The following is a 19,221-nucleotide window of genomic DNA, read 5'->3' as shown; positions in this document are numbered from 1 at the left end:
ACAGCGGCCGGTCAGGCCCTGCGCAGCACCCACGTGCGGACCAGTGCACCAGTGACCACCGACAACGCGAGGACGGCCAGCAGGATCGGCAGGCCGACGGTGTTGCCCGCGCCCACCGGGAGCGCCTGGGCGTCACCGGCGGTGCGGAAGTCGGCAGTGTCGCTCAGCAACCCGAACTCGGGGCTGTAGCCGGGAACGCTGCCGTAGCGGGCGCTCGGCGAGGGCACGAACAAGCCCGCCTTGGCGAACGGGATCGACCCGTAGTCGCGCTTGGCGGCCCCGGCGAGCGCGGCGCCGTCGTAGAGCCGCAGCTGGTCGGGAACCGTGTAGCCGCCGACGGGCTGCGCGTTCGGGGTGAGCGGGTTGGTGCCCGGGCCGCCAGGCTTGGTGCCGGGAGCGGTTTTGGACGGGTTGAGCGCGCGCACTGTCATGCCGCACTTCTCAGTGACAAGTTGGTGGACGCGCGCGACCGCGGCGTCGGTATGCGGGACCAGTTCTCGCATCGGCCGCACGACGGTCGCCACGGCGTCCGCGATCACGGACCCGGGGATCTCGCCGGTGCCGTCGGGGACCTCACCGACGGGGATCGACGCGCCGAGCGGGAAGGCGATGCCGACCGAGGTGCCGCGCAAGGCACCCAGGCCCTCGGTCTCGCGGACCGCCTGGCTGACCAGTCCCGCGACCGCGAGCCGAGCGAGCGTGACCGGCTGCCCCTTGAAGGCGATGACGGTCTGGGAGCAGTCCACGGCGACGAACGGGATGGGGGCCGCACTGGCCTGCGCCGGTCCGAGTGAGACCGCGGCACCCGCGGCGAGCAATGCGAGAGCCGAGCAGATCAGTCGCCGCACCCGGTGCACCCTTTCGTGTCGTACGCCACTACCGGGTGAACGATAGACCGGCGATCAAGTCACGCGGTCATGCGACGAAGAACCCAGGTGCGGACCAGTGCCGCGGTCACTCCGGACAGCGCCAGCACGGCGAGCAGGATCGGGAACGCGATGCGGTTGCCGCTCACCGGGGTGAGCGCGTCGGCGTGGCCCGCGGCCTGGACGCCGTCGGTGTCATTGTTCGTGCCGAGGATGCCGAACTGCGGCGAGTAGCCGGGGACGCCGCCGCCGTACCGGACGCCGGGCGACGGGGCGAACAGCCCGGCCTTGGCGAACGGCAGGTTCGAGTAGTCGGCCATCGGCGAGCGGCCGAAGTTGTAGTTGGGGCTGAAGAACATGCCGCCCCCGCTGGGGACGCCGCCGATCACGGACTGGTTCGAGCCGGGGAGCGCGCCGGTGTTGCCGCCGCCGTTGGTGCCGCCCGGACCGCTGCCGCCGGGGGCGCCGGGGTTGGTGGTGCCGGGGGGCTGCGTCGGGTTGGTCGGGTTGCCGGGCAGCGGCAGTGCCGCCGCGCCCTTCTCGATGGCGCCCGCGACGGTCTTCGAGCCCTCCTGGACGGGGGCAGCAGCCGTATTCACCACGGTGACGACAATCCCGCAGCCAGAGGTCAACGAGGCTTGAACTTTGGTCATGATGCCGTTGAGCACGTCGCCGATCAGCGGAATGCCCTGGATGGCGCTGCGGATGCGCGGCGTGGCCGCTGCCGCGATGGTCGCACCGGAGATGGTTGAATTGGCGCTGGGGACGGTGCCGATGGGGATGTTGCCCATGCCGGATACCGCGCTGCTCACGCCGCCCGCCAGGGTGCCACCGATGAGGGGCACGGCCCGCACGATGGAAAGCACCGGATCGAGGACGGCGCTCGGGCTCAGGGAGATAGGCGTGCCAGGTGTGCCTTGAACGCTGGTTGAGCAGTCGCCCACCACGATGGGGTCGGCCGCGGCCGCGGTGCCCGACGACATGACCAGGCTCCCCGTCGCCGCGCTGATGGCGAGAACGAGGCCGGTGGCGAACGTCTTGTAGCGGCGTCGCATGGTCACCCCTTCGGATACCGACAAGTAGCTTCAGTGAAAGTAACGACGGTAACCCCTCATCGTGACGGCGACCAGGCCCGATTAGGTGCGAATCACCCGTGGCGGGCATCGGCTTGCCACCGAGAGTCCTGTCTGTCTGTGCTGACGACTACGCTCGCGATCCATGAGCATCGGTGCCCATGTCCGCGACGACGACCCCGTCGGTGCAGCGCGCGAGCGCGAGGCCGAGGTCGTCCAGTTCTTCCTGTCCGACCCGCAGAGCTTCAAGGCACCGCAGCCCCACCCGCAGACCGCGGAGTTGCTCGCGTCCGATCTGACGGTGTTCGTCCATTCGCCTTATCGGGTGAACATCGCTTCGACGAACAATCGTATTCGCATCCCGTCGCGAAAGCTCGTCGTGCAGCACGCGGAGGGCGCGGCCCAGGTCGGAGCCAAGGGCCTGGTCGTCCACGGCGGTCATCTGGGCGCCGATGAAGATCCCGCGATCGGCATCGACAACTGGCGCAAGTTCTTCGAGCGGCAGCAGGCCGACGGCGGTTTCGCGGTGCCGATCCTGATCGAGAACACCGCGGGCGGCGACAACGCCATGGCGCGCCGCTTCGACATGCTCGCCCGGCTGTGGGACGCGGTCGGCGAGTTCGGCGCCGGGTTCTGCCTCGACACCTGTCACGCGTTCGCGGCGGGCGAGGATCTGGTCGACATCACCGATCGGGTGATGCGAATCACAGGGCGGATCGACCTGGTGCACCTGAACAGCTCCCGCGACGAGTTCGGCTCGACCCGCGACCGGCACGCCAACATCAAGACTGGCACGATCGACGCCAAGCAACTCGTCGACGTGGTCGCGGCGGCAGGCGCCCCGGTGGTGGTCGAGACCCCGTCCGACGGCCAGGCGGAGGACATCGCGTTCCTGCGCGAGGCGCTCGGCCGGTGAGCGTGCCCGCGGGGGTGACGGTGTCAGGGAAGGCGGAAAGCGCAGTGCCCGAGGCACCGCAGGACCGTTCGTCGACGGTGCTCCGGCTCGGTCGCGCGTCACTCGCCCTGCTCGTGCTCCTCTGCGGGTTCACCCTGCTGCTGGGCTTCGCGAACAAGGACCGGTGTGCGGGTCCCGAGTTCGACGACTGGGGACGCAGCGGGCCCGACTTCCACGAGCGCAAGTACGCCGACGTCTGCTACTCCGACATCCAGTTCCTCTGGATCGGCCGCGACGTCGACCGCCATGTGTTCCCGTACGTGCACGGGTCGATCAACGAGAACGGCGAGCTGGTCGGCGGCACGGTCGAGTACCCGGTGCTCACCGGGCTGATGATCTGGGCGGGAGCGCTGTTCGCCGACACCGACGCGGCCTTCCTGCTGGCGTCCGCGCTGCTCATGGCCCCCTTCGGCCTGGCGACGGCGTGGCTGCTCGGGCGGCTCTCGCGCTGGCGGGCGCTGATCTGGGCGCTGTCGCCGCCGCTGGTGCTCTACGCGTTCCACAACTGGGAGCTCCCGGTCGTGCTGTGCGCGGTCGCGGCGGTCTACGTCGTGCACCGCGGCTGGGGCAAGCGCGGTGTCGACCGCCCGCTGATCCAGCGCGCGTCGGTCAGCGCGGTGCTGCTCGGCCTCGGGTTCGCGTTCAAGCTGTATCCGGCGATCTTCGTTCTCCCGCTGATGCTCTATGTCCTGACCGGCGGGCGCGGCGGCAAGGAACTGGTCGAGGGCAAGACCCGTGACGTGGCGGGCATGGTCCGGGTGGCGCTGATCGCGATGGGCACGGCGATCGCGGTCAACATCCCGTTCGCGGTCGCGGGCTTCGAGGGCTGGCTGGCGTCGTTCGTCTTCCAGGGCCAGCGCAAGGCCGACATCACGGCCAACTCGATCTGGTTCTGGGGTTTCCGGCCGGACTCCGACCCGGGCAACGACTCGGTGCAGGAGTTCATCAGCTTCGCCTCACCGGTCCTGGTGTTCGCGTCGTTCGCCGCCGCCTGCGCCATCGGCTGGGTTCGCTACCAGCGGGAACGCACGTACCCGTGGGTGGCCGTGTCCGCGGCGATGCTGTGCGGGTTCCTGCTGCTGCACAAGGTCCACTCGCCGCAGTACACGCTGTGGCTGGTCCCGATGTTCGTCCTGCTGAGGATCCGCTGGGGCTGGATCGCGGCGTATTTCGTCGCCGACTTCGCCATGGGCGTCGGCATCTTCCTGTGGTTCGCGCGGATCGCGGCCCGGCTGCCCTCCGGCGTCTACGACAGCTTCAGCGCCCAGCTGGTCATGATCGGTGTGTGGGGACGCGCCGGGCTGCTGGTGGGCTTGTTCATCGCGTTCCTGACGGCCGACTTCGCGGTCGACGAGGACGAGGTCGAGCTCGAGGAGCCGTCCCGGGTCTAGACCAGCTCGGCCTGGCGCTCGATCGGGCGCAGCGCGGTCCGGCGCCTGCTCACCAGGGATTCCACGGTGATCACGGCCAGGGCCAGCCACACCAGGCCGAAGCCGACCCAGCGCGCGGTCGTCATGGCTTCGTGGAAGACCAGCAGGCCGACGGCGAACTGGACGATCGGCGCGGTGTACTGCAGCAGGCCGAGCGTCGTCATGGACACCTTCGTCGCGGCCGTGCCGAACATCAGCAGCGGGATCGCGGTGATCACGCCGGTGCCGACGAGCAGGACGGCCTGCAGCCAGCCCGCGTGGCCGAACGTGCCGCCGCCGCCCGCGAGCAGGAACGTCAGCGCGAGGGGTGCCAGCACCATCGTCTCGATCGTGAGGCCCTCGGTGGACCCGACGTCGGCCTTCTTCTTCATCAGGCCGTAGGTGGCGAACGAGAACGCCAGCGTCACCGCGATCCACGGCACCCGGCCGTAGTCGAAGGTCAGCTCCACCACCGCGGCGAAGGCGATGCCGAGCCCGATCCACTGGCCGGGCCGCAGCCGTTCGCCCAGGACGACCACGCCGAGCAGGATCGTCACCAGCGGGTTGATGAAGTAGCCGAGCGAGGTCTCCACGACCTGCCCGCTGTTGACGCCATAGATGTAGACGCCCCAGTTGACGGCGATGACCACCGCGCCGACACCGATGAACGTCAGGCGACGGCGATCGGCGAAAACCGCTTTGAGCCGAGTCCAGCGGCGGGCGACGATGGTCAGGGCCGCGACGGCGACGAGCGACCAGACGATCCGGTGGGCGAGGATCTCGACCGGACCGGCCGGGGCCAGCAGCGGCCAGTAGAGCGGGAAGAAACCCCAGGCCAGGTACGCGCCGAGGCCGAGGAGGAAACCGCGTCGCTGTCCGGACACCAGGTTCCTCCGATCATCCCACCATTTGTCGCGAGTCTCGCATGGGAGAGCGCGAAACCCCGCATCCTTATTCCACGAGGGCGGGTGCGCGGCGGGGAAGGGTGAACCGGTCGGGGGCGCCGTCGAGCACGCCACCTGCCGGGTCGTCATCGCCGTACTGGCGGACCAGGTCGCGGGCCGGGTGGTAGATCTCATAGATCACCAGGGCGCACAGGGCCAGGACGGCGATGTCGCGGGCGACGACGAAGCCCAGGAACCAGTCCTCGGGCAGACCCTTCTGGCCTTCACCGAGGTAGTAGGCCATGCGCGGGGCCCAGACCAGGGCGTCGATCGTCATCCACGCGAGCAGCGGTTTCCAGCGCGGGACGGCCAGCACCGCGATCGGGACCAGCCACAGCGAGTACTGCGGGCTCCACACCTTGTTGGTCAGCAGGAACGCCGCCACCACCAGGAACGCCAGCTGGGCCACCCGCGGCCGCGTCGGCGCGTGCCAGGCGACGAACGCCACCCCCGCGCAGCACAGCAGGAACAGGGCCGCGGTCACCAGGTTGAGGATCGTGGGCGACTCGCCGAACGCGAGCGGACCGTCGAAGCCGGACCAACCGGTGAAGTGCATGATCACGTTGTAGATCGAGTCGGGGTCGGCGCCCCGATCCGAGTTGCGCCGGAAGAACTCGCCCCAGCCGCGCCGCGTCGCCTCCGGCAGGAAGATCGCCGCGTTGACCGCGGCCCACGTCACCACCGCCGCGACCCCGGTTCGCAGCCACACCTTCGTGTGGCCCGACCGGATACACAAGACGAACAGCGGACCGAGCAGGAACAGCGGATACAGCTTCGCCGCGCCACCGAGCCCGAGCAGGATGCCCGCGAGGACCGGCTTCTCGCGCGCCCAAGCGAGCAGGCCAGCGGCGGCGAACGCGGTCGCGAGGGTGTCGAAGTTGGTGAACGCGTGCACGATGACCAGCGGTGACAGCGCGATGAACGCGGCGTCCCACGGTCTGCGCCGGGCCGTCCGGGCGACCGCCCAGATGGTCACCAGCCAGGCCAGCGCCAGCCAGAACGCGCTGATGTCGAAGTAGACGACCACCGGCAGCCCACTGGGGAGCCACCCCGCGGCGGCCAGCGACACCCAGCCCTGCGCGAGCTTCGCGTTGAACCACTGGAACATCCCGGTGATCACCGGGTACTCCATGAACCGCTCGTGCTGGGTCGGCTTGCCCTCGTCGTCGAACCAACTGGTCAGGTACGGGAAGCCGCCTTGGTCGAGCCGCTCGGCGGAGTACAGCGGGACGATGTCCGAGTAGCACATGGCGACGAACTGGCGGCCGGAACGCCAGTCCAGCTCCAACTGCCCGTTGCCCGCGTCGTACTGCTGGATACAGGGCGCCTTCGCGAACCACCCCAGGGTCAGCGCCACTACCCCGATGAGCAGCGCGGCGCGCAGCGGCGTCCAGAACCAGTGTCTGCCGACGGCCGCGTGCCTGCCCGTGACCCCACCGAACGGCGCGCTCGCGTGCCTGGCGAGGGACTCCCCCCACGTCGGCCGCACCCGCTCCCGCGGCCCCAGCGACGCGGTGTCGTCCGTCCCCACCAGCCCTGACCCGGGCGACTCACCCTCTTCGACTGACACGCGCGCGATGCTACGGGCAAACCCCGCCGGAGGGACGTGGCAACGGCGATCTACTCATCAACAGACAACGGACGGGTGGGCGCCTGAGGCGCCCACCCGTCCGTTGTGCTGCTCAGCTACCAGTTGCTGCCGGGAAGCGGAAGCCCGGGTTCCGACGTCGGCCGGGTCGGCCGCGACCGGGTGGTCGTGGTCGTCGGCTCGGTCGACTCGCTCGGGTCCGTCGACTTCGTCGGCTTGGTCTGCTCGGTCGGCGGCGTCGTGGTTGTCGGCGGGTTGGTGGTGCTCGGCGGCTCCTTGTACTCGGGCTTGCCGATCGCTACGAACTTGCCGAAGTTCTCCTTCGGAAGCTTGAACTGCTGGTGATAGCTGTCCATGAACTTCTTCCAGATCTTGCCCGGCAACCCGCCGCCGTAAATGATGCCGTTCTTCGCGTCCCTGAGTTTGTAGCCGTTGTCCTTGTCACCGCTGAGCGACACCGCGGTCGAAAGTTGCGGTGTGTACCCCACCATCCAGGCCTTCGAGTTGTCCGGCGTGTCCTGGTACTGGTGGGTTCCGGTCTTGCCCGCGCACAGCCGGTCGCCCGCGCACGGGATGCCCGAGGACTTCGGGATCGGCAGCAACGCCTCGGTGACGTTGCGGGCGATCTTCTGGTTCTTCTCCTGGTCCTGGTCGAACGCGAACGTCTCCTGGTACTCCGGGCGGTTCTTGTCGTCGAGGACGATCGTGCCGTCCGGCTTCTCCACCTTCGAGACAAGATGCGGCGCCCGGTAGACGCCGTTCGCGGCGAACGTCGCATAGGCCGAGGCCATGTCGACCGTGCTGACCTGGGTGTCGCCACCCCCGATCGCGATGTTGATGTCGCCGACTGCCTTGTCCAGCGGTGAGCGCACGCCTGCCTGGGCGGCCGCTTCGGCGACTCCCTTGGGCTTGACGTCGTTGTAGACCATGTCGCTGAACACGACGTTGAGTGATTCCTTCATCGCCTGCGCGACGGTGCACTCACCACAGCCCGGCCTCGAGGCGTTCTTGATGACCTTGCTTCCACCGAACGCCTTGGGCGAGCTGTCGTATGTCTCGTAGAGGCCCTTGTCCTTCTTGAGGAGCCCGACCAGGTCGAACGGCTTGAAGGAGGAGCCCGGTTCCTGGACCGCCGCCGCCCAGTCCGTGCCTGACCCGTTCGAGTTCGGGTAGTACGCCCTGATGTGTCCGGTCTTCGGATCGACCGCGACCAAGCCGGGGTGCAGCGCCGCGGGCTGGCCCTGCATCACGTCGGTGACTGCCTGCTCGGCGAGCGACTGAGCGGTCTTGTCGAGCGTGAGCTGGATCTTGTAGCCGTGCCTGCGGACCGTGTCCTCATCGATGCCGAGCTTCCTGAGCTCCGCGAAGACCAGGTCGGGGAGTCGACCCTTGAGCGGAGCGGACAGGCCCTCGCCCTTGGTCTCCTCGAGCGGCACCGGAGGCGTGAACGGCATCTCCTGGCGCTCGGCCTCGGTCATCCAGTTGTTGGCGATCATCCGGCCGGTCACGTACGTCCAGCGGTCGAGCTGGTACTGGGTGTCCTTGTGCCGCGAGGGCGTCTGGATCATGCCCGCGAGCAACGCGGCCTGCGACTTGTTGATCGTCATCAGGTCGTCGATGTTGTAGTACGCCTTAGCCGCCGCGGCCACACCGTAGGCGCCACGACCGAAGTAGATCGTGTTCAGGTACGCGGTGATGATGTCCGGCTTGGAGTACGTCTCGTTCATCTTGTAGGACTTGACCAGCTCGGTCCACTTGCGGGTCAGCGTCTTGTCCTCGTCGCCGCTGGCCTTCTTGACGTACTGCTGCGAGATCGTCGAACCGCCGCCCTCGCCACCGCTGACCTGGTTCCAGACCGCGCGCAGGATGCCGGTCATGTCGAAACCGGCGTTGGTCTCGAACGACGCGTCCTCGGCCGCGTAGACGGCCTTGCGCATGATGTCCGGCATCTGGTCATAGGTGAGCAGCTGCCGGTTGGCGCCCGACGCGGCGAGCTTGGTGATCTCGCTGCCGTCGGCCCAAAGCAGCGTGACGGCCTGGTCCTGCTTGGCGGCCAGTTCCTGGGGGCTCTCCACCTCCACCATCTGGTAGGTGATGAAGAAGGCCAGCACCGGGATGATGATCCCGAGCGCCGTGCCGACGTAGGCCGTGCGCCGGACCCGTCGCCAGATCTTCTTGCGACGAAGTGCGCGAGCCTCCGTGTCGGTCAGCGGGTCTTCGTCCTCGGGGCCGTAATCGTCGTCGTAGTCGTCTTCGTAGTCCGGCTCGCGGTGGGTGAGCAGCGCGGGCTCGCCCCGGGAGTGGCCGGGGTTCTGGTGCAGGTAGATGGTCGGGTCCTCGCCTGGATCATGTGGGGGTATCGGGCGGCTGCCGGGAGGCAGGCGGCGGTCGCCGGACATGGGGGGAACGGCCATCGTGGGCTGCTCACCCGGTGCGTTCAGTGCACGCGTCGCGCCGGGACCGCCGGGGAACCCGCCACCGGGTCCGTCGGGACCGGGGAAGTTGCCGGGCCCGTTCGGGCCGTTGGGACCACCGGGCATGCCGGGACCACCAGGTCCACCGGGCGCGCCGGGGATACGCGGAGCGCCGCGACCCGCCGCACCGGGGATGCCCGCGCCGGGTCCGGCCGCGCCTGCTGGCCCGCCTGCCGCCAAGCCACCCGCGGCGGCGGCGCCTGCCGCGCCGAACCCACCGGGTCCGCCGGGGCCACGCCCGCCCGGTGGCACCGGGCCGCCTGGGCCACCGGGTCCACGGCCGGGCGCGCCGAAGTCGTCGCGGGGACGGACTGGTGCCCCGGGTGCGTTGAAGTCCTCAGGTGCCGGACGGCCCGGGAAGTCCTCGTGTCCGCCAGGGCCCGGGTAGGGGCCTGGCCTGCCCGCGGCGTCGGGGCCGCCGCCACGGGGGCGGCCCGCTTCGTCCTCTTCCTCCCACAGCGGGCTCCAGAAGCCCGTGCGCTCGACGGACTGCTCGGCGCCGGTGCCCCGGTCCGGTTCGTCCCCGGAGGGCCACTCGGGCTCGCGGCGGCGGTGGTCACTGTGGTCGTTCACGAAAAAGCCTCCCAAACCGGCGCCCCGATCTGGGGCGTCGTTCGGTGGTCATGCGCAGCGGAATTCCAGGGAAGCCTCGGTCGAGACTCTCCGATTCGCAACCCGTTCACTCCGCCGCCGTCCTCCTACGGGGTTTGGGCGCGCGCACGCCCCCCTTACCCAGGACGTATGACTGCACCAGGTGGTTCCATGAACAGGTGCGGCAAACTTCGACCGTGTAGACGCTGAACTCCTCGAACATGGTCGACATCTTGACCAGTTCCTCCGGGGCCCGCGCCGAGCCGGACGCGTGTTTCAGTTCTTCGCCGTAGACCCAGTTGACGTGGGTCAGCTGTTCTTTGCGGCAGACCGGGCAGGTCACCTCGGTCGGTACGCCGTGGAACTTGGCGGCACGCAGCAGGTACGGGTTCGCGTCGCACACCTCGAAGGTGCCGACACGACCCGAGTGGACTCCCGCCAGCAGCGCGCGGCGCTGCAATGCGTAGTCGACTACCTGCCGTTGCGTTCGCACGGGGACAGCGTACGCGGGCCCGTTATCACGGGGGTGCTCCGTTCAGCGCAGCGGACATGCGTCGTGCGTCGGATTTGTGATCTCCGGGCCCGCTGACCACCCGATATCGGCATACCGCCCGCCACCTGCGGCGTTGACGTGTCGATAGACACAGGCCACCGAGTTGTCCGGCGCCTGATGTATCGGCACGATATAGTTGTTCAGTAGGACATGCTCCGTGCCGGAAGGGGGCTCCGCATGCTCGAGTTCGCGATTCTCGGGCTTCTTCACGAGGCCCCGATGCACGGGTACGAGCTCCGCAAGCGGTTGTACGACCTGCTCGGCACGTTGCGCACGTTCTCTTATGGCTCGCTCTACCCGACTCTGCGGCGGCTGCTGCGGGCCGGGCTGATCGCCGAGGAGACACCGGACGACGAGGCCGCGAGGACGTGGAACAGGCGCGCGAAGCGGGTCTACAAGCTCACCGCGGAAGGCAAGGAGCGGTTCGCCACGCTGCTCGCCGACGCGGGTCCGCAGACCTGGGACGACGAGGGATTCGGCGTCCACATGGCGTTCTTCTCGCGGACTCCGGCCGAGGTCAGGATGCGAATCCTGGAAGGCAGGCGCCGTCGGGTCGAGGAGCGCAGGGAAGGTCTGCGCTCGTCGATGGCCCGCGCGGGCGAGCAGATCGACAGGTACACCAGGGAGCTGCACCGGCTCGGCCTGGAGACCAGTGAGCGCGAGGTGCGGTGGCTCAACGAGCTGATCGCGCATGAGCAGCAGGAACAGCGCGGCTCCGACTGAACTTCCACCACAGGCATCGGCCTGTCCCGAGATCCGCGCCGGACAGGGTGCGGCGTGAAACGAGAAGGAGAACCGGCATGGGCGAGAACCGCCAGAGCGTGCGGGTGGCCATCGTCGGCGTCGGCAACTGTGCGGCGTCGCTGGTCCAAGGCGTGCATTACTACCGTGACGCCGACCCTGCCGCCCGCGTGCCAGGTCTTATGCACGTGCAGTTCGGGGACTACCACGTGCGCGACATCGAGTTCGTCGCCGCGTTCGACGTCGACGCCAAGAAGGTCGGGCGCGACCTGTCCGAGGCCATCGTGGCCAGCGAGAACAACACGATCAAGATCTGTGACGTCCCGCCGACCGGGGTGACGGTCCAGCGCGGCCACACTCTCGACGGGCTGGGCGAGTTCTACCGCGAGATCATCACCGAGTCCGACGAGGAGCCGGCCGATGTGGTCGCGACGCTGCGCGAGGCGGAGGTCGACGTGCTGGTGTCGTACCTGCCGGTGGGCTCCGAGGACGCCGACCGCTTCTACGCGCAGTGCGCGATCGACGCGGGTGTCGCGTTCGTCAACGCCCTGCCGGTGTTCATCGCGTCGGACCCGGAGTGGGCGGCCAAGTTCACCGAGGCGGGCGTCCCGATCGTCGGCGACGACATCAAGTCCCAGGTCGGCGCGACGATCACGCACCGGGTCATGGCGAAGCTGTTCGAGGACCGCGGCGTCGAGCTGCAGCGGACCTACCAGCTGAACTTCGGCGGCAACATGGACTTCATGAACATGCTGGAGCGCAAGCGCCTGCAGTCCAAGAAGATCTCCAAGACGCAGTCGGTCACCTCGCAGATCCCGCACGAGATGGCCAAGGCCGACGTGCACATCGGCCCGTCGGACCACGTGCCGTGGCTCGACGACCGCAAGTGGGCGTACGTGCGCCTCGAGGGCCGTTCCTTCGGTGACACCCCCCTGAACCTCGAGTACAAGCTCGAGGTGTGGGACTCGCCGAACTCCGCGGGCGTCATCATCGACGCCGTGCGCGCCGCGAAGATCGCGCTCGACCGCGGCATCGGGGGCCCGATCCTGTCGGCGTCCTCGTACTTCATGAAGTCGCCGCCGGAGCAGTACTCCGACGACGACGCGTTCGAGGCGGTCGAGGCCTTCATCAGGGGCGACGTCGAACGCTGACCCATTCGGCGCAACGGCCACCACCGGATTTCCGGTGGTGGCCGTTTCTTGTTCCGGGCCAGGGTTAGGGGTTGATCTGTTCGCCTGGCGTTCATTTGGATGACCTCTGTGGCTGGTTTCGAACTCTTACGGTCACGCCGTTCCCACCAACCGCTTTTGGCTGTCCACATTGGGCAGACCGTAGGAGGCTCCCGTGCCTGACGGCCGCATCGATCTGCCGCTGTTAACCACGAACCACCCGCTCGGCCGACAGGCGGTGACCTGTGAGTACCGCTGCGGCAACGCCTGCTCGCACGACGCCCCCAACACCTCGGGCAACGCCTACTTCGGCGATGTCGTCCGTTCGATCGTCAGCCGCCGCGGCATGCTCAAGGCGGGCGCCGTGCTCGCCGTCGCGGGCGCGGGCGCGGCTGCCCTGGGCGGGGCCGCCGCCGCCGACGACGACAGCGCGGAGCAGGCCGAGAACGGCGACCGCCACCGCCGTCCCCGCGGCATGGACTTCAAGCCGGTCGCGCCGAACACCGCCGACCAGGTGACCGTCCCCGAGGGCTACGTGCAGTCGGTCGTCATCGGCTGGGGCGACGCGGTGCTGCCGGGGGCGCCCGCGTTCAAGTTCGACGAGCAGTCCGCCGCGGCGCAGGCGAAGCAGTTCGGCTTCAACAACGACTTCTGCGGACTCGTCCCGCTGTGGCGTGACCAGTACCTGATGGTCTCCAACCACGAGTACAGCACCGAGTCCTTCATGTTCAAGGGCTACGACTCCGCCAAGCCGACCGAGGAGCAGGTCAAGATCGGCTGGGCGGCGCATGGCATGTCCGTCGTCGTGGTGGAGCGCGACCGGCGCACCGGCAAGATCACGCCGAAGCTGGACCGCCGCTACAACCGTCGGATCACCGCGACCTCGACGTTCGACGTCGACGGACCCGCGGCGGGCAGCGACTTCCTCAAGACCAAGGCCGACCCGACCGGGCGCAAGGTGCTCGGCACGCTGAACAACTGCGCGGGCGGCGTCACGCCGTGGGGCACGGTCCTGTCCGGCGAGGAGAACTTCAACCAGTACTTCGCCAACGGCAAGGACGTCACCGACCCGGCCACCAAGGCGCGGCTGGCCCGCTACGGCCTCGCGAGCGGCCCCAGCGGCCGCAAGTGGGAGCGGTTCGACGACCGGTTCGACGTCGTCAAGGAGCCCAACGAGGTCAACCGGTTCGGCTGGATCGTCGAGGTCGACCCGCTGGAGCCCGGCGAGAACCCGGTGAAGCACACCGCGCTCGGCCGGTTCAAGCACGAGGGCGCCAACATCCACGTCGCGCGCGACGGCCGCGTGGTCGCGTACATGGGTGACGACGAGCGCTTCGACTACATCTACAAGTTCGTCTCCAAGGAGCGGATGCGCCCGGGCAACAGCCGCTACGCGCGCGCCCACAACAAGAAGCTCCTCAGCGAGGGCACGCTCTACGTCGCGCAGTTCACCGGCGACAGCCCGGACTTCACCCCGGGCGTGCTGCCCGCGGACGGGGCCTACGACGGCGTCGGCAAGTGGATCCCGCTCGCCGCGGGCGACAAGTCCTTTGTGGACGGCTTCACCGCCGAGGAGGTCTACGTCTTCACCCGGCTGGCCGCCGACAAGGTGGGCGCCACGAAGATGGACCGCCCGGAGGACGTCGAGGCCAACCCGCGCACCGGGCTGGTCTACGCGGCGCTGACCAACAACACCGACCGCGGCAAGCCCGGCAAGGAAGGCCCCACGGAGATCAACCCGCGCGGCCTCAACCGGCACGGACACGTGCTGGAGTGGGAGGAAGCGGGCGGCGACAACACCGCGCTCACCTTCTCCTGGCGGCTGCTGCTGGTCTGCGGCGACCCGAACGCGTCGGACACCTACTTCGGCGGGTACGACAAGACCCAGGTCAGCCCGATCTCCTGCCCGGACAACCTGGCGTTCGACCGGCACGGCAACCTGTGGATCTCCACCGACGGCAACCAGCTCGGCTCCAACGACGGCCTGTTCGCCACCGCGACCAGCGGCCCGGAGCGTGGTCACCTCAAGCAGTTCCTCACCGTCTCGACGGGTGCGGAGACCTGTGGCCCGGTGATCGAGGACAAGTTCGTCCTGGTGTCGGTGCAGCACCCGGGCGAACTGGACGACGCCAGCGCGGACAACCCGCTCGCGCACTGGCCCGACGGTGGCAACAGCCAGCCGCGGTCGGCCGTCGTGGCGGTCTGGAAGCCCGGCCACCGCATCGGTTCCTGACCCCGGACAACGCACCCGCCGCCCAGCTCGCGGCGGGTGCGTTGTCGTAGGTTTGCACCATGACCGAGCGACCTCTGGCCCTGATCACCGGCGCGTCCCGCGGCATCGGCGCCGCCATCGCCCTGGCCCTGGGGAACACGCATTCCCTGCTGCTGGGCGGCCGCGACACCGAGGCACTGGACGCCGTGGCCGACCACCTGCCCGACGCCCGCCCGTGGCCCGTCGAGCTGACCGACGACGCGGCGGTGGCGAAGGCCGCGGCGGACATCGACCGCCTCGACGTCCTGGTCCACTCCGCCGGAGTCGCCCGCGTCGCCCCGCTGACGGAGTCCCCCGCCGACCTCTGGCGCTCGATGTACGAGCTCAACGTCGTCGCCGTCGCGGAACTAACCCGCCTGCTCCTGCCCGCCTTGCGCGCGGCCAAGGGCCACGTCGTCCTGATCAACTCCGGCGCGGGCCAGAACGCCAACCCCAACTGGGGCCCTTACGCCGCAAGCAAGTTCGCCCTCCGCGCCTACGCCGACGTCCTGCGCGCCGAGGAGGAATCGGCGGGCCTGCGCGTCACCTCGGTCTACCCGGGCCGCACCGCCACGGACATGCAGCGGACCGTCCGCGCGGACGAGGGCGCCGCCTTCGAGCCGGAGCGCTACCTGACCCCGGAGTCGGTGGCCGAACTGGTCCGAACCGCGATCGCCGCCACCCCGGACGCCCACCCGACGGACCTGGTGATCCGCTCCCGCCCGGTCCGCTGACAAGGATCGAGGCTGGGCTGTGGATAGCCCGCCGGGGTGTGGACAAGTCAGCCCAGCAGCCGCTTGGTGACCTTTCCGGCCGTCGCCTGGGCCTCGCGGCGGTCGACGCGGGTGGTCTCGCCATCGGCCACCACCTGCTCGCCCGCCACCCACACATCCCGCACCGTCCGGGAGCCCGCGGCCCAGATGAGGTTGGCCAGCAAGTGGGTGTCCGGCACGTCCAGGCCCGCCGCGAACGCCGGGTCGTCCAGGCCGACATGCACGACGTCCGCCCAGCGGCCCGGTTCCAAGGCGCCGATGTCGTTGCGGTGCAAGGCTTCGGCGCCGCAGCGGGTGGCCAGCAGCAGGGCGTCGGCGGCGCCCATGGCGGTGGAGTCCATTGTGGAGACTCGGGACAGCATCGCGGCGAGGCGGACGTCCTCCCAGAGGTCCAGGTCGTCGTTGCTCGCCGGGCCGTCCGTGCCGACGCCGACCGCGACGTCCGCCGCGCGCAGGTCTCGTAGGCGGGCGATGCCGGAGGCCAGCTTCATGTTCGAGCCCGGGCAGTGCGCCACGCCGACCCGGTTCGCCGCGAACAGCGCGATGTCCTCATCCGACAGGTGCACCGAGTGCGCGGCGAGCACCCGGCCGCCGAGCAGGCCGGACGACGCGAGCAGGGCGGGGACCGACCCGTGGTTCGCCCGCTGGACCTCGTCCTCCTGCGTCGACTCCGCGACATGGATCTGGATGAGGGCGCCGCGCTCGCGGGCGGCGGCGCCGACCTCGGTGAGCGCCTCCGGCGGCAGCGTGTACGCCGAGTGCGGTCCATAGCCCAGTTCGACGCGCTCACCTGGGCCGAAGCGGACACCGTCGGCGTCGATCCAGGCGGAGATGTCGGCGAGCATCTTGCGCCAGTCCATCCCGAGCCCGTCGAGGATCGCGGGCGCGAGCACGACCCGGGCGCCGGTGTCGAGCGCCGCCTGGGCGACCTCTTCGCCGTGGAAGTACATCTCGGCGCTGGTCGTCACGCCCGCGCGGAGCATCTCGACCGAGCCCAGGACCATGCCGTCGTGCACGTCCTGGCGGGTCATCTTGCCCTCGGCGGGCCAGATGGCCTCGGTGAGCCAGCGGATCAGGGGCAGGTTGTCGCCCATGCCGCGCAGGACGGTCATCGGGCTGTGCGCGTGGGTGTTGACCAACCCGGGCAGCAGGATGCCGGTCAGCTCGCGCACCGGTGCGTCGAACGCGGGCGCGTCGGCGAAGGGTCCACAGTGGACGATCCGGCCGTCCGTGTCGATGTCGACCACGGCATCGCGCAGCACCGAGCAGGCGGCATCGCAGGGCAGGACGATCGGGGCGCGCAGACGCAGGCTCATAGCCGACAATCCTGCCACTCGACCGTCAGTGCCCACGCAGGAACGCCGGGTGTCCGGGGTAGTCGGTGGCGGGGGCGTAGACATCGGCCGAGTGCTCGATGGTCACCCCGGCCTGGTCGAACGAGTGCAGGACCGCCCGGTTGCACTCGACGGCGACCCGGTCGCGCCACAGCGTCCGCTCGCTCGACGTGTCGAGCCCGAGCCGCGCCGCCACGACCCTGGCCAGCCCGTAGGCGGCGTCGTCGGCGAGCACGTCCTCGCCGATGGCCCGGCAGATGTAGACGCCGTTGTAGGGCGCCGCCGGGTAGTCGATGCCGCCGATGTGCAGCCGCTGGTTGCTGATCACCGGCACCGCGTGCCAGCGCAGCCCCAGCTCGGCGAACCACGGCAGCGTCGGGTGGGTCAGCGCCACCTCGCGGATGACCTCACGCGGGAGCATGTGCAGTCGGACGCCCTCGCCCTCGGTCTCGATCACCAGCGGCAGCTGGTCGAACGCGCCGCGCCGCAGCGGCGGGCGCCAGCCCAGCCTGCAGACGCCGGTGGTGAAGTCGACGTAGCGCCGGTCGCCGAGCACGCCGCCAGACGGGTCGCCGCGGTATCCGGCGTAGCGGACGAGTTGGTCGTTGCGGATGCGCGGGCCGCGCCGCCACGGGGTGTCCGGCGCGAACACGCTCACCACCGGGCGGATCGAGCCGTCGCCCAGGGCCATGCGCAGGTGGTGGCCGCACTCGGCGGCGACCTGGGCGGAGTCGCGGATGTCGCGCAGGTCGCGGACCAGCAGCCCCCGCCACGGCACGCCTTCGGGGCACCAGCCGCTTTCCTTGAGCGCGACGCGCGCGCCAAAGGCCAGCTCGGCGGGGGTGTGCCGGTAGGTTCCGGTGGCGGCGATCTCCGCACGCACCTTCGCCAGCCTCGGCTCGACCGGGCCCGCCTTGGGCCGTGCGGCGTGGAACTGTCGGAGGAACGCTTCGGCGGCGTGGCGCAGTTCGGCACGGGCCGGCAGCGGGGTGATGTCGTCGCGCAGTGCGGTCACATCACTGATATCGGTACTTCAGCTCCCCGACTCGACTACTCGGACGTGTGGTTTCTACTGCAATTGGGTCACGTTCCGTCAGGTGTTCACTCGTTCGAAGATCAGGTCGCGGCTGATTCGGCCCTCTTCCCGAGCCCTGGATTCGAACTTCGTCACCGGCCGCCACTCCGGCCGCGGCGCCCAGCCGCCCGGCTCGTCGGGGTAGCGGTTGCGCAGGGTGGGCTCCGCGGAGAGGACCTCCATCATCTGCTCCGCGTAGTTCTCCCAGTCGGTCGCCAGGTGCACCGCCGCGCCCGGCGCGAGCCGGGAGGCGACCAGCGCGATGAAGTCCGGCTGGACCAGCCTGCGCTTGTGGTGCTTCTTCTTCGGCCACGGGTCGGGGAAGAAGATCCGCACCCCGGCCAGCGAGCCCGGCGGGATGTGCTCGCCGAGCAGCACGACGGCGTCGCCGCGCAGCAGCCGCAGGTTGGTCAGCTCCAGCGCCTCGGCGCGCAGCATCAGCTGGGCGAGTCCGGGCTGGTAGACCTCCACCGCCAGGTAGTTCAGCTCCGGGCTGGCCTTGGCCAGCTGCGAGGTGGTCTCGCCCATGCCCGAGCCGATCTCCAGCAGCACGGGCGCGTGCCTGCCGAACCACGAGTCGAGCTCGATCGGCCCCGGCGGCAGCTGTGGGACCTGCTTGCCCAGCTCGTCCCAGCGCCGCTCCCAGGCCTTCGCCTGACCGACCGTCATCCGGCCGCCGCGGTGCACGAAGCTGACGATGCTGCGCTTGCGGGGCTCCTGCTCTGTCGGTGTCACCCGGACAGCCTGCCAGGTCAGGGCGTCAGCGATTCCATCCGGGCGAGGTTCGAGCGCAGGTCGGCCGGGCCCGCGACGGCGATCGGGAGCGGTGCCGGGCCCGCGTGCACGGCGACGACGTCGATCCAGCCGGGGTGGCGGTCGGTGTGCGCGAGGGTGGTCGGGATGCCCGGCGTGCTCAGCGCGCGCTCCGAGGGCATGTACTCCCAGTACCCCGGCTCGCCTTCCTCGCCCCACGGCACGAACACCCAGCCGGGGCGCGCGTCGAGGAGCTTGGCCACCCGGTCCTCCAGGCGGAAGCCCTCGAGTCTCGTGCCCAGCAGGCCCGCGGCCATCGCCCGCAGCCACCACGGCGCGGACACGCCGGGGTCGGCCGCGCGTGCGGCGCGGTAGAGGGCGAGCACCTGGCGCTCGGGAGCACGGTGCACCCACGACAGCCGCGCGTCGGCGGGGGCGGCCGCCTGCCCGTTGTTGGGCTGCTCCAGTGCCTCGGCCCATTCCAGGCTGATCATGGGCTCGACATGGAGACCGCGGTTCACCACGCGGTCGACGGACATGGTGCGCCGCGGTGCGCTCGAATCAACCACCGTCAAGGTCCACCTCCAAGGGCTCGCCCGAGACGGGAAGGGACTTTGATCAGACCTCGAACAGGGGACCCCTGTCCGCGTGCTGTGTCGAAGGTCACAGCTA

The 19,221-nt window shown here is 69.7% G+C and carries 16 protein-coding genes; 6 read left to right on the top strand and 10 right to left on the bottom strand.

Features of this window, described 5'->3' with window-relative positions:
* Positions 1-11: 11 nt before the first annotated feature.
* Together C8E96_RS07835 and C8E96_RS07830 are read right to left on the bottom strand one after the other, a co-directional pair.
* Complete coding sequence (locus tag C8E96_RS07835) at positions 12-848, bottom strand: hypothetical protein (RefSeq protein WP_133794254.1); 837 nt, start codon at positions 846-848, stop codon at positions 12-14.
* Between the two features lie 59 nt (positions 849-907).
* A complete protein-coding gene (locus C8E96_RS07830) occupies positions 908-1,921 on the bottom strand; it encodes a hypothetical protein (RefSeq protein ID WP_228769964.1) in 1,014 nt (337 codons plus the stop codon).
* A 163-nt stretch (positions 1,922-2,084) separates the two neighbouring features.
* Here C8E96_RS07830 and C8E96_RS07825 point away from each other — a divergent pair, with 163 nt between their 5' ends.
* Positions 2,085-2,855, top strand: coding sequence for a deoxyribonuclease IV (locus C8E96_RS07825; protein ID WP_091376793.1), 771 nt, complete (start codon positions 2,085-2,087; stop codon positions 2,853-2,855).
* 44 nt (positions 2,856-2,899) lie between these two features.
* On the top strand, positions 2,900-4,285 hold the full coding sequence (locus tag C8E96_RS07820; protein ID WP_228769963.1) for a glycosyltransferase family 87 protein: 1,386 nt from the start codon (positions 2,900-2,902) through the stop codon (positions 4,283-4,285).
* Here C8E96_RS07820 and rarD read toward each other — a convergent pair.
* The 4 genes from rarD to C8E96_RS07800 all read right to left on the bottom strand — a co-directional run bounded on the left by rarD (position 4,282) and on the right by C8E96_RS07800 (position 10,393).
* Positions 4,282-5,187: an EamA family transporter RarD gene (gene rarD, locus C8E96_RS07815; RefSeq protein ID WP_228769962.1), complete on the bottom strand. Its 906-nt coding sequence runs from the start codon at positions 5,185-5,187 to the stop codon at positions 4,282-4,284. The two genes, C8E96_RS07820 and rarD, sit on opposite strands and share 4 nt — an antisense overlap.
* 67 nt (positions 5,188-5,254) lie before the next feature.
* Positions 5,255-6,817 (bottom strand): glycosyltransferase family 87 protein, encoded by a 1,563-nt coding sequence (locus C8E96_RS07810; protein ID WP_228769961.1) that lies wholly within the window; start codon positions 6,815-6,817, stop codon positions 5,255-5,257.
* Between the two features lie 116 nt (positions 6,818-6,933).
* Complete coding sequence (locus C8E96_RS07805) at positions 6,934-9,882, bottom strand: transglycosylase domain-containing protein (RefSeq protein ID WP_133794252.1); 2,949 nt, start codon at positions 9,880-9,882, stop codon at positions 6,934-6,936.
* Between the two features lie 106 nt (positions 9,883-9,988).
* Positions 9,989-10,393 (bottom strand): DUF5318 domain-containing protein, encoded by a 405-nt coding sequence (locus tag C8E96_RS07800; protein WP_091376787.1) that lies wholly within the window; start codon positions 10,391-10,393, stop codon positions 9,989-9,991.
* Positions 10,394-10,630: 237 nt separating this feature from the next.
* Between C8E96_RS07800 and C8E96_RS07795 the strand changes: the two genes are divergently transcribed.
* The 4 genes from C8E96_RS07795 to C8E96_RS07780 all read left to right on the top strand — a co-directional run bounded on the left by C8E96_RS07795 (position 10,631) and on the right by C8E96_RS07780 (position 15,348).
* The gene (locus C8E96_RS07795) at positions 10,631-11,176 is read left to right on the top strand and encodes a PadR family transcriptional regulator (protein WP_091376785.1); all 546 of its coding nucleotides are present in this window, start codon (positions 10,631-10,633) and stop codon (positions 11,174-11,176) included.
* A gap of 77 nt (positions 11,177-11,253) precedes the next feature.
* The gene (locus C8E96_RS07790) at positions 11,254-12,345 is read left to right on the top strand and encodes an inositol-3-phosphate synthase (protein ID WP_091376782.1); all 1,092 of its coding nucleotides are present in this window, start codon (positions 11,254-11,256) and stop codon (positions 12,343-12,345) included.
* Positions 12,346-12,538: 193 nt separating this feature from the next.
* Positions 12,539-14,596 (top strand): PhoX family protein, encoded by a 2,058-nt coding sequence (locus tag C8E96_RS07785; protein ID WP_091376780.1) that lies wholly within the window; start codon positions 12,539-12,541, stop codon positions 14,594-14,596.
* Positions 14,597-14,655: 59 nt separating this feature from the next.
* Complete coding sequence (locus C8E96_RS07780) at positions 14,656-15,348, top strand: SDR family oxidoreductase (RefSeq protein ID WP_091376777.1); 693 nt, start codon at positions 14,656-14,658, stop codon at positions 15,346-15,348.
* A 47-nt stretch (positions 15,349-15,395) separates the two neighbouring features.
* Here the strand turns inward: C8E96_RS07780 and C8E96_RS07775 are convergent, their stop codons facing one another.
* From C8E96_RS07775 to C8E96_RS33920, 4 genes are all read right to left on the bottom strand, one after another.
* Entirely contained in the window at positions 15,396-16,703 is a 1,308-nt protein-coding gene (locus C8E96_RS07775) for an amidohydrolase family protein (protein ID WP_091376774.1), read from the bottom strand.
* A 25-nt stretch (positions 16,704-16,728) separates the two neighbouring features.
* On the bottom strand, positions 16,729-17,736 hold the full coding sequence (locus C8E96_RS07770; protein WP_228769960.1) for a nitric oxide synthase oxygenase: 1,008 nt from the start codon (positions 17,734-17,736) through the stop codon (positions 16,729-16,731).
* A 78-nt stretch (positions 17,737-17,814) separates the two neighbouring features.
* A complete protein-coding gene (gene trmB, locus C8E96_RS33925; RefSeq protein WP_228769981.1) occupies positions 17,815-18,465 on the bottom strand; it encodes a tRNA (guanosine(46)-N7)-methyltransferase TrmB in 651 nt (216 codons plus the stop codon).
* Positions 18,466-18,548: 83 nt separating this feature from the next.
* Entirely contained in the window at positions 18,549-19,118 is a 570-nt protein-coding gene (locus C8E96_RS33920) for a hypothetical protein (protein WP_324187078.1), read from the bottom strand.
* Positions 19,119-19,221: the final 103 nt, after the last annotated feature.

This window comes from Actinokineospora alba (assembly GCF_004362515.1).
Lineage (GTDB): Bacteria > Actinomycetota > Actinomycetes > Mycobacteriales > Pseudonocardiaceae > Actinokineospora > Actinokineospora alba.
This window is presented reverse-complemented; position numbering and strand designations above follow the sequence as displayed.

Coding starts and splice junctions, on each gene's coding strand:
- C8E96_RS07790 (WP_091376782.1), top strand. CDS start 11,254: ATGGGCGAGAACCGCCAGAGCGTGCGGGTGGCCATCGTCGGCGTCGGC.
- C8E96_RS07830 (WP_228769964.1), bottom strand. CDS start 1,921: ATGCGACGCCGCTACAAGACGTTCGCCACCGGCCTCGTTCTCGCCATC.
- C8E96_RS07780 (WP_091376777.1), top strand. CDS start 14,656: ATGACCGAGCGACCTCTGGCCCTGATCACCGGCGCGTCCCGCGGCATC.
- C8E96_RS07795 (WP_091376785.1), top strand. CDS start 10,631: ATGCTCGAGTTCGCGATTCTCGGGCTTCTTCACGAGGCCCCGATGCAC.
- C8E96_RS07825 (WP_091376793.1), top strand. CDS start 2,085: ATGAGCATCGGTGCCCATGTCCGCGACGACGACCCCGTCGGTGCAGCG.
- C8E96_RS07775 (WP_091376774.1), bottom strand. CDS start 16,703: ATGAGCCTGCGTCTGCGCGCCCCGATCGTCCTGCCCTGCGATGCCGCC.
- trmB (WP_228769981.1), bottom strand. CDS start 18,465: ATGACGGTCGGTCAGGCGAAGGCCTGGGAGCGGCGCTGGGACGAGCTG.